Source organism: Veillonella sp. (genome assembly GCF_015058545.1).
Taxonomy (GTDB): domain Bacteria; phylum Bacillota; class Negativicutes; order Veillonellales; family Veillonellaceae; genus Veillonella_A.
The window spans coordinates 1-8,755 of record NZ_SVCB01000078.1 but is presented as its reverse complement, the minus strand read 5'-3'; the positions used below and the strand labels follow the sequence as shown (position 1 = coordinate 8,755).

Below are 8,755 nucleotides of genomic sequence, written 5' to 3'. Positions count from 1 at the left end.
CATTGAACCTCCTAAGTTGAAATGTTGTGGTTACCAGACCAACTTCATTGTACCATTAGGAGGTTCTTTCCTTTTCTATAAGAGTTTTTTACCGACCCCCAGTTTAACTGGGGGTTTAGTCATGCCTATTCGGCGTACAAACAAAGGCCGACCTGCGAGAACTCTCGCAGGTCGGCCTTCTTATTATTCAGCATTTCCCAAAAAGCTGATAATTTCTTATTCTTCTGAACCGAATGGAACAAGTTTTTGAGCCTGTTCACGATGCATCGGTTTGATAAAGCGGTTAGCCACTTTAAAAGCCAACGCAATTACAGCGGCATCATCACCCCAACCGATAAACGGAATGCGGTCCGATACCAAGTCAATCGGTAAAATCAAATACCCTAAAGCGCCTGCCACGATAGCTTTTACGTACTTAGGGGTGTCAGGGTCACGGAAACAATAGAACAAAATAGCCGCACGACGCAAAAAGGCGACATTTTTACCGACACCGGTGGCAAAATTTAAAAACTTAGATGACGAAAAGAATTTCGCATACTTTATTAATTTCAAAGGATTCATTTTGATGCTCACTCCTATAATTCTCGTATACCTATACTGGATTGCCGCGGTGATTATTTCTGTAAATTGTCTTTCATGCCTTTTACAACATCGCTTACTTTTTCCACAACTTCATCTTTTTTATCCCCTGCAGAGGCAACAAAGTCGCTTACTTTCTCTACAACATCATCTTTAGTATCGCCGGCGGATGTCAAAATATCACTCACTTTGCCAAGTACGGTAGATTTTGCTTCCCCTGTCGATTTAACAGCAGATGTAGCCGTGCCGGCTGCCAAATCAAGCGCCGTGCTGCCAATAGTCGCTAACAAGGCACCAATACCGGATAACGCATGTTTTGCATTGTCTACATATTCATTATCGGAGTTGGCAAGGGCTTTACCGGCAATACCGGCAACAGCCGCACTGGCTACACCGATTACCACGTTTTTAATAGATCCGAAGCTTGCCAATAAGTCACCATTCAACAGGCTGTCTAAATTGAATTTGTTAAGACCTAAGAATTCGTCACTGCCGACGCCCGCTTCTTTTAAGAAATCTTTGTTTTCATCGCCTAACGGTTTATCTTTAAGCGGCGAATTTACCAACATGCTTACGGTTGTTTTATTATGTTCGATAATGTCTGTCAAACGTTCTCTGTATTCGGAGAAATCGCCGGGCATTGGCATGCCGTTTTCTACCCAAAGTTTAGCACATTTGCCCACGGCATAAGTCAAGCAAATAGCCAATGGGATTTTAACTTTCGGATTAGGGAATACGGACGTCAATAAAGCGCTCACTACACTACCGCCCAATCCGCCAAGGAAGCCGATAATCGCACCGGCTGTTGCGGTATGGCCATAAACCGCGGCAATGCGGCTTACCATATACGCATCATTGGCAATCAATGCAGTGGTGCTAAGTTTTGGTGCCATCACGAGTACGCCGGCACGAGCGGCCGCCCAACGGCAGATATTTTCAATTTCAGCATCGCGATTCGCGAGTTCCGCTTCTACGGCTGCTAACGTTCCTTCCGGATGAGTCATCAAATCTTTTACATCTTCCATCTATATCGCTCCTTTATCACCTGTAAAGTCAAATAACAGACAAATTAATACTATTCAATTTAATTATAAACCTTCATTCTAACTATTTCTATATGAAGGGTGAAAAATCCTCTTTATTTATCTATATTAATTATGCAATCTTACCGAAACCTTTACCAACTTGTTAAGCCGCCGTCAATGGTCCACGCGGCACCGGTTACGAAGGATGCTTTTTCACTGAGTAAAAAAGCGATGACTTCCCCGATTTCTTCCGGTTTGGCAATACGGCCCAGCGGATAATGCATGGCCATTTCTTCCATCGCTTCTTCAAAAGTCTGATCGCTTTCCGCCAGCTGGCGAGCTACCAGCGAAGTATCTACATCGCCGGGACACACGCAATTTACGCGCACCTTATGGACTGCCATTTCAAGAGCCAACGATTTTGTAAAACTTACAATGGCTCCTTTAGAGGCGCCGTATACGGAACACGCCACATTGCCCTGAATGCCCGCATCACTGGATACGGTTACAATACTGCCCTTCGTACGACGCAAACAAGGAGCGGCGGCCTGGCATAAAAAGACCGTGCCCTTCACATTGGTGCCAATCATTTCATCGAAGTCCTGTTCAGTCACATCATCAATGAGTTCTTCTTTATAAAAACCGGCCGCTGTCACCAATGCGCAGATATCGCCGAACAAACGACAAGTTTCATCAACGATACGCCGGCAATTCATGACTTTACTTACATCGCCTTGCACAAAGCGTACTTTAGACGAAATACGACGCAATTTAACGACCGCCTCTTGGCCGGCTCGCTCATTGCGACCGTTAATCACAACACTCCAACCTTTTTTCAAAAGCAATTGCGCCGTAGCAAAGCCAATCCCGGAAGTACCGCCACTAATAAGAGCCACCTGATTTTCACTGTTAATCGGCATAGTATCTCACCTTCCTTTATCACCATTGCGCAACGATATAATCATACGTTAATTTACAAAGCATACTTACGGTGGTGGCAATAAATACAAAACGCACCAAGCCCACACCTTTTTTTATGGCCAAACGAGCGCCCAGCGTGGCCCCTATAATCTGACCTGCTGCCGCGGATAAGCCCAGCACATAGTCTACATGGCCCAAACTTATAAAGAGAATCAGGGACGCCAGATTACTGGTAAAGTTCAAAAACTTGGCATTGCCTGACGAATATAAAAAGTTAAAACCGGCATAAATAAACATGAAGATTAAAAACGTGCCTGTACCGGGACCGACAAAGCCATCATAGAACCCGATGGCTAAAGCACCGAGGGCCAGTAAAATCAACTTTTGCTTCGATGCACCCGCATACGTGGTCACAGTGCCCCAGTCTTTTTTGAAAAGTACAAAAATCAAAACACTGACGAGTAGCACAATAATAATCGGTTTTAAATATAATGGCGGAATGCTGATAACCAGCCAAGTCCCGAGAAGGGAGCCTACAAAGGTAATCGGCATCAGGCGTTTTACCAAAGGCCATTCCACTTTGCCGGAACGAGCATAGGCAATGGCTGCCGTAAGAGCGCCGAATACGCTGGATAATTTATTACTCCCCAGTGCCACACTGGGCGGTAAATTAGTGAGGAGCATGGCGGGCACTGAAATCAAGCCGCCACCGCCTACGATGGAGTCCACAAAACCGGCCAAAGCGCCGGCAAAAAACAACATTAACGGCATCAAAAGAGCCGGATCAATAAAACTTACATCCATATATGCCTCATTTCAAACGTGCCAAAATAGTTTTGTACCCATCGGCTCCATAAACTAAGCAACGTTTTACCCGACTGATTGTGGCCGTACTGGCACCGGTAGTTTCCACAATATTGTCATAGCTTTCGCCCGCTTCCAGCATACGCGCAACCTGCAAACGCTGTGCCAGCGCTTTCAATTCATTGACCGTGCAAATATCTTCAAAAAACTCATAACATTCGTCGATTGTTTTCAAAGCTAAGATGGCTTCAAACAATTGATTATTTAAAGGATTACGTAGTTTTTCATTGACGCTCATAAGAATCCTCCCTTTGCTTAATTAGATAATTTTATTATATACATATTTAAGCAAAAGAAAAAGACTTTCACACAAAAAAGTGAAAAAGTCTTTTTCAGCCCGACTAGAATGCCGGAATTATGGAACCTTTGAAGGTATCTTCTACGAATTTTTTAGTTGCATCAGACTGGTAAACAGCCAATAATTTCTTAATCGTTTCGTTGTTTTCATCACCTTGACGCACAACAAATACGTTAGCGTACGGCGACTCTTTGCTTTCAACTACAACGGCATCTTTCAAAGGATTTAAACCTGCATTAAGCGCGTAGTTGGTATTAACTAAAGCAATATCTACATCGTTAAGCGAACGGGCAATCTGAGCGGCTTCCAATTCTTTAATTTGTAAGTTCTTAGGATTGGCGGTAATGTCCGCTACGGTAGATTTCGGCGAACCGCCATCTTTCAACTGAATGAGCCCTGCTTGCTGTAATAGCAATAACGCACGGCCGCCATTAGTCGGATCATTTGGAATGGCTACGCTGGCACCGTTCGGTACAGTGGCCAAATCTTTATATTGGTTAGAGTAAAGACCCATTGGCAAAAGAATAGTTTTGCCGATAGACACTAATTTCAACCCGCGTTCCTGCACCATGTTGTCGAGGAATGGCTGATGCTGGTAGGAGTTAGCACTCAATTCCTTTTGCTCGAGGGCAATGTCCGGTTGAATGTAATCATTAAACTCTACGACTTTAACTTTAAGACCTTGTTTCTCCGCTTCTTTGGCTACAAAATCCATAACCTGAGCGTGTGGACCGGCTGTTACCCCGACGGAAATTTCCTGATTGCCGGCTGCGGCGCCGTCTTTGCTGTCATTGCCGCAACCAACCAATACTAAGGCGAACGTTGCGATAGCTGCTAATAAGAATGCTAGTTTTTTCATGTGTTTCCCCCAATCGTTGTCTCTCTTTACTCTCTTTTTCAAAAAATAACCATGTGCTAAGCTACGGTAACTATTAGCGTTTATTCACTTTGCGGGATAAGAAATCACCGCAAGACTGAATCAATTGAACTAATACAATCAAGATTACGATAGTCGCCAACATTACGTCACCCTGGAATCGCTGGTAACCGTAACGGATAGCGATATCCCCGAGACCGCCGCCCCCAATAGCACCGGCCATAGCGGAATAGCTGATTAAGTTAACTACTAAAACAGTAATGTTGTCAATAATTGTAGGCAATGCTTCCGGCAATAATACCTTGCGGATAATCTGCATTGGCGATGCCCCCATCGCCTGAGCCGCTTCAATGACACCGCTGTTGATTTCGCGAATTGACGTTTCTACCAAACGGGCCAAGAACGGAATAGCCGCAATTGTAAGCGGAACACAAGCCGCTGTGGTACCGATAGAAGTACCCGCAATAATACGCGTGAGCGGAATAATCGCTACCATCAAAATGATGAACGGAATGGAACGGAGGGCATTGACTACCGCCCCTAAGGTAGCATTAATTGATTTATTTTCTAAAATATGGCCTTTGCCGGTGATTACCAAAATAACACCGAGCGGAATCCCTACGATCATGGATACGATAGTAGAGATAACTGTCATTTGCAAGGTTTCGCCTAAACCTTGAATCAACAAATTAATGATTTGTTGCGACATAGCCGATCACCTCGCTTCCAATAGGCAATTCATTCAAGTACTGAATCGCCTGCTCTTCATTCTCTCTGTTACCGTCTAACACTACAATCAAATGACCGAAACTCGTGTCTTGAATGTAATCGACGCCGCCGAAGAGAATACTTACATCGAGGCCGAAGCGGCGAATCATGCCCGCTACAATCGGCTCATCCACAACATCACCGGTGAAGTTCAAACGAATAATCGGATGTAAACCTTCATTCCAGTTTGGCTGTACATTGAGATGGCGCCATGCTTCTTCCGGTAATTTATGACTGATAATAGCCCCCACGAATTCCTTCGTCGTTTTTTCTTTAGGGCCTGTAAATACATCAACTACACGGCCTTCTTCTAAAATAACCCCGCCTTCGATAACGGCAACGCGGTCGCAAATCTCTTTGATAACCTGCATTTCATGCGTAATGAGGACGATAGTTAATTTTAATTTTTCATTAATATCTTTCAACAATTCCAAAATGGATTTGGTTGTTTGCGGATCCAAAGCAGACGTTGCTTCGTCACAAAGTAATACTTTCGGATTGCTGGCCAACGCACGGGCAATACCGACACGCTGTTTCTGGCCGCCCGATAACTGAGACGGATAGTTGTTCAAACGGTCGCCCAATTTAACGATATCAAGAATCGGCAAAATGCGTTCCTTGATTTCCGCTTTACTCATGCCTTGTAATTCCAACGGGAAGGCTACATTATCGTAAACCGTACGGGACGATAATAAATTGAAGTGCTGGAAAATCATGCCGATGTTTTTCCGCTGTTCCCTGAGGTCCTTTTCATTCAATTTCGTAAGATCTACACCGTCTACTACAACAGAACCGGACGTAGGTCGTTCCAGCATATTAATACAACGAATCAAAGTTGATTTACCGGCCCCACTTTGACCGATAACCCCGAAGATTTCGCCTTCTTTAACGGATAGGCTAATGTCTTTTAGCGCTTCTACGCGATTCGGACCGTCATAAACTTTGCTAATATGCGTAAGTTCAATCATGTGATCGCTCTCCTTTTCTCTAACTCTCTATTTGAAATATATTTAATACAATAAAAAAACTCTTCACACACATGAAGAGTTACAGTTTCTTCATCTGTCGAAGCCTAGCTTCGTTGGAATTGGCACCGTTCCTTGTGGATGGTTGCCGCGACTTCATAGGGCCAGTCCCTCAGTCAACTCTTGATGAACCTATGTATTTTTTGCGTGATAAAATCATAACACTGTAGCGAATGACTGTCAATAGAAGACTCATAGACTACTTATAGGGCTTTTGTATAGCTACCTATAGAGTTCTTATATAACCGTTTATAGGATTATTTATTAGCTCCCAGCGAGCTGTGATTCAAAAGGTACCTGGCCCCTACTACAGCCAATGTGCCCGTCACAATCTGTGGCCAACTCATCATAAATAACACCGCTTTAGCCACCGGATAAGGCACGGCAAAACTTACAAACAATAAGGCAAAACTGCAATATAAAACGGCGCATTTCGCCACGCTGCAAACGGCAGCCTGTAGCCAAACCGACTGATTCCGGAGCAAATAACCGAGCACAACAAATACGGTATTACCTACGGCCACAAGGGGCACAAAAGGTGCGAACGGCAACATAGCCTGCATAAAGGCAATGACAGGCGTCGCCCAAGCAATAATGAGGCCGCTTACCACACCGTAACGCATAGTAGCCACCAACATACAAAGGCCCACTAAAGAGCCGATTAAAAACATACTTACCATGTTCGGGAGGGGAATAATAAGGCGCAGACTTTGACTAAGCAAAGCCAGCGCCAGCAATAATCCCGTCCCCGTAATGATTCGGGTATTCATAAATTATTTAAGCCAACCCTTCTGCCAATAATTTTTCATAACCGGCACGCAATTTGGCGGCTACAGGGCCTACTTCACCATTGCCAACCGGTTTGCGGTCATAGGTCGTAATCGGAATAATGCCGCCGATTGTATCGGTAAAGAAGAGTTCATCCGCATTTTCAACAAATTCACGGTCAAATTCTTTTTCAATAACGGAAACGCCTGCTGTCGGCGCTACGCGAGTTACTACGAGCTGACGCGTAATACCTTTTAAAATCAAGTTATTGGCCGGATGGGTATAGCAAATGCCGTCTTTAACAGCAAATACGTTAGATGTAGCCCCTTCCGTGCAGATATCGTCGCGGAATAAAACGGCGGAATAAGCGAATTTCTTTTCAGCCTTAGTCTGAGCCAAAATATTCGGAATGAGGTTCAATGTTTTAATATCCACATTGAGCCAACGTTCGTCAGGCAAGCTGATGGCTTTTACCCCTTCACCCAATTTGCTCAAATCTTCTTTGATCGGGCGAATATACATGTACATAGTCGGTTCCAATTTGGAGCGATCATATGCATGATGACGCGGTTCCACACCACGGGTAATCTGCAGATAAATATAGCCGTCGGTGATACCGCTCTGTTCAATCATAATTTCATGCAATTCCTGCAAATCTTCCGGACGCATTTTTACCGGAATATCCATGAAGCGCATGGAGCGATAGAGTCTGTCCTGATGGTATGAAAAAGCAAAGCAACGGCCGTCAAAAACGCGCGTTACTTCATACACGCCGTCGCCGAAGCAATAGCCGCGATCGTCAAGGCTGACGCATTTGGCACCAGGTTCTACAAATTCTCCGTTAAAATAGGTTAACTCTTTCATAAGAACACCTCGCATATCATATGTGGCAACCGGAAATTACATTCCAAGTTCTCCAACAAAAATCAAATATTGTTTATGTAACGATTATAGCACAGTCGACGGACACTTGCCCACAAGGTAAATAATTTTATTAACTATTCAATTTTGGCAGGGGCAAAAGTTTCGACATAGGCCAAGTCCTATTTCAGCCCAGCAAACGTAGCGTGCGCTGTCAAAAAGATTTCTTAGCGGCCCAGAAGAATGCGGCGCACCGGTTTTGGCAGTTTTTTCAAAACAAGCGTCCCCAAATAGGACAGGCACACCGTGCAAATATAGAGACCGATAACCACGATGGCCGTATACTGCAGTTTGGCCACAAACATGCCGGCCGACAAAATAATGAGCATAAACGGATGAATCAAGTAAATTCCGTACGACGTTTCGCCGATTTGCTCCCAAATAGCCTTCGCGGCACTACTCATCGGTGTAGCAATGAAAAAGAACAAGAAGAACAGCGTAGCGGCACCGGTATAGAGCATCCCCATAGGGCTCAATTGATGAACCGTGTAAATCGCTTCCAACAAGGTATAATGCCGCTCATTGAGGACGTAAAAATAACTGCCTATCATGAGGGCCACCGAAAAAGCAAAGGTGATTGTCAAAAGCCCTTTATAGCGCCACAATAATTCACAGGTTTCTTCATACCGTTCCGCTACCACGGCGCCTAAGAGGAAGATCCAAATATAGTGAAGTACCCAATAATTGAGCTTCATGGAGTACGCATATT

Annotated in this window: 11 protein-coding genes and 1 riboswitch; all 11 genes read right to left on the bottom strand. The window is 44.4% G+C overall.

The window, feature by feature from the left end; genetic code table 11:
• Window positions 1–216 precede the first annotated feature (216 nt).
• A complete protein-coding gene (locus E7204_RS05380; protein ID WP_295182499.1) occupies window positions 217–561 on the bottom strand; it encodes a YkvA family protein in 345 nt (114 codons plus the stop codon).
• 53 nt (window positions 562–614) lie between these two features.
• Complete coding sequence (locus tag E7204_RS05375) at window positions 615–1,604, bottom strand: hypothetical protein (protein ID WP_295182497.1); 990 nt, start codon at window positions 1,602–1,604, stop codon at window positions 615–617.
• 152 nt (window positions 1,605–1,756) lie between these two features.
• A complete protein-coding gene (locus E7204_RS05370; protein WP_295182495.1) occupies window positions 1,757–2,524 on the bottom strand; it encodes an SDR family oxidoreductase in 768 nt (255 codons plus the stop codon).
• A gap of 19 nt (window positions 2,525–2,543) precedes the next feature.
• On the bottom strand, window positions 2,544–3,329 hold the full coding sequence (locus E7204_RS05365; protein ID WP_295182492.1) for a TSUP family transporter: 786 nt from the start codon (window positions 3,327–3,329) through the stop codon (window positions 2,544–2,546).
• Between the two features lie 7 nt (window positions 3,330–3,336).
• On the bottom strand, window positions 3,337–3,627 hold the full coding sequence (locus E7204_RS05360; protein ID WP_006556263.1) for a YerC/YecD family TrpR-related protein: 291 nt from the start codon (window positions 3,625–3,627) through the stop codon (window positions 3,337–3,339).
• A 103-nt stretch (window positions 3,628–3,730) separates the two neighbouring features.
• Complete coding sequence (locus tag E7204_RS05355; RefSeq protein WP_295182486.1) at window positions 3,731–4,546, bottom strand: MetQ/NlpA family ABC transporter substrate-binding protein; 816 nt, start codon at window positions 4,544–4,546, stop codon at window positions 3,731–3,733.
• 73 nt (window positions 4,547–4,619) lie between these two features.
• Window positions 4,620–5,273, bottom strand: a complete 654-nt coding sequence (locus E7204_RS05350) for a methionine ABC transporter permease (protein ID WP_295182483.1) — start codon at window positions 5,271–5,273, stop codon at window positions 4,620–4,622.
• A complete protein-coding gene (locus E7204_RS05345) occupies window positions 5,254–6,300 on the bottom strand; it encodes a methionine ABC transporter ATP-binding protein (protein ID WP_295182480.1) in 1,047 nt (348 codons plus the stop codon). Before E7204_RS05345 ends, E7204_RS05350 begins: the two co-directional genes overlap by 20 nt.
• An 87-nt stretch (window positions 6,301–6,387) precedes the next feature.
• A riboswitch (SAM riboswitch) is annotated at window positions 6,388–6,490 on the bottom strand.
• 124 nt (window positions 6,491–6,614) lie between these two features.
• On the bottom strand, window positions 6,615–7,127 hold the full coding sequence (locus E7204_RS05340; protein ID WP_295182477.1) for a hypothetical protein: 513 nt from the start codon (window positions 7,125–7,127) through the stop codon (window positions 6,615–6,617).
• Between the two features lie 7 nt (window positions 7,128–7,134).
• Window positions 7,135–7,989 carry a D-amino-acid transaminase gene (gene dat, locus E7204_RS05335; protein WP_021840637.1) on the bottom strand — a complete coding sequence of 285 codons (855 nt, stop codon included), beginning with the start codon at window positions 7,987–7,989 and terminating at the stop codon, window positions 7,135–7,137.
• A gap of 224 nt (window positions 7,990–8,213) precedes the next feature.
• On the bottom strand, window positions 8,214–8,755 hold a 542-nt coding region (locus tag E7204_RS05330; RefSeq protein ID WP_295182474.1), incomplete at its 5' end, for an acyltransferase family protein.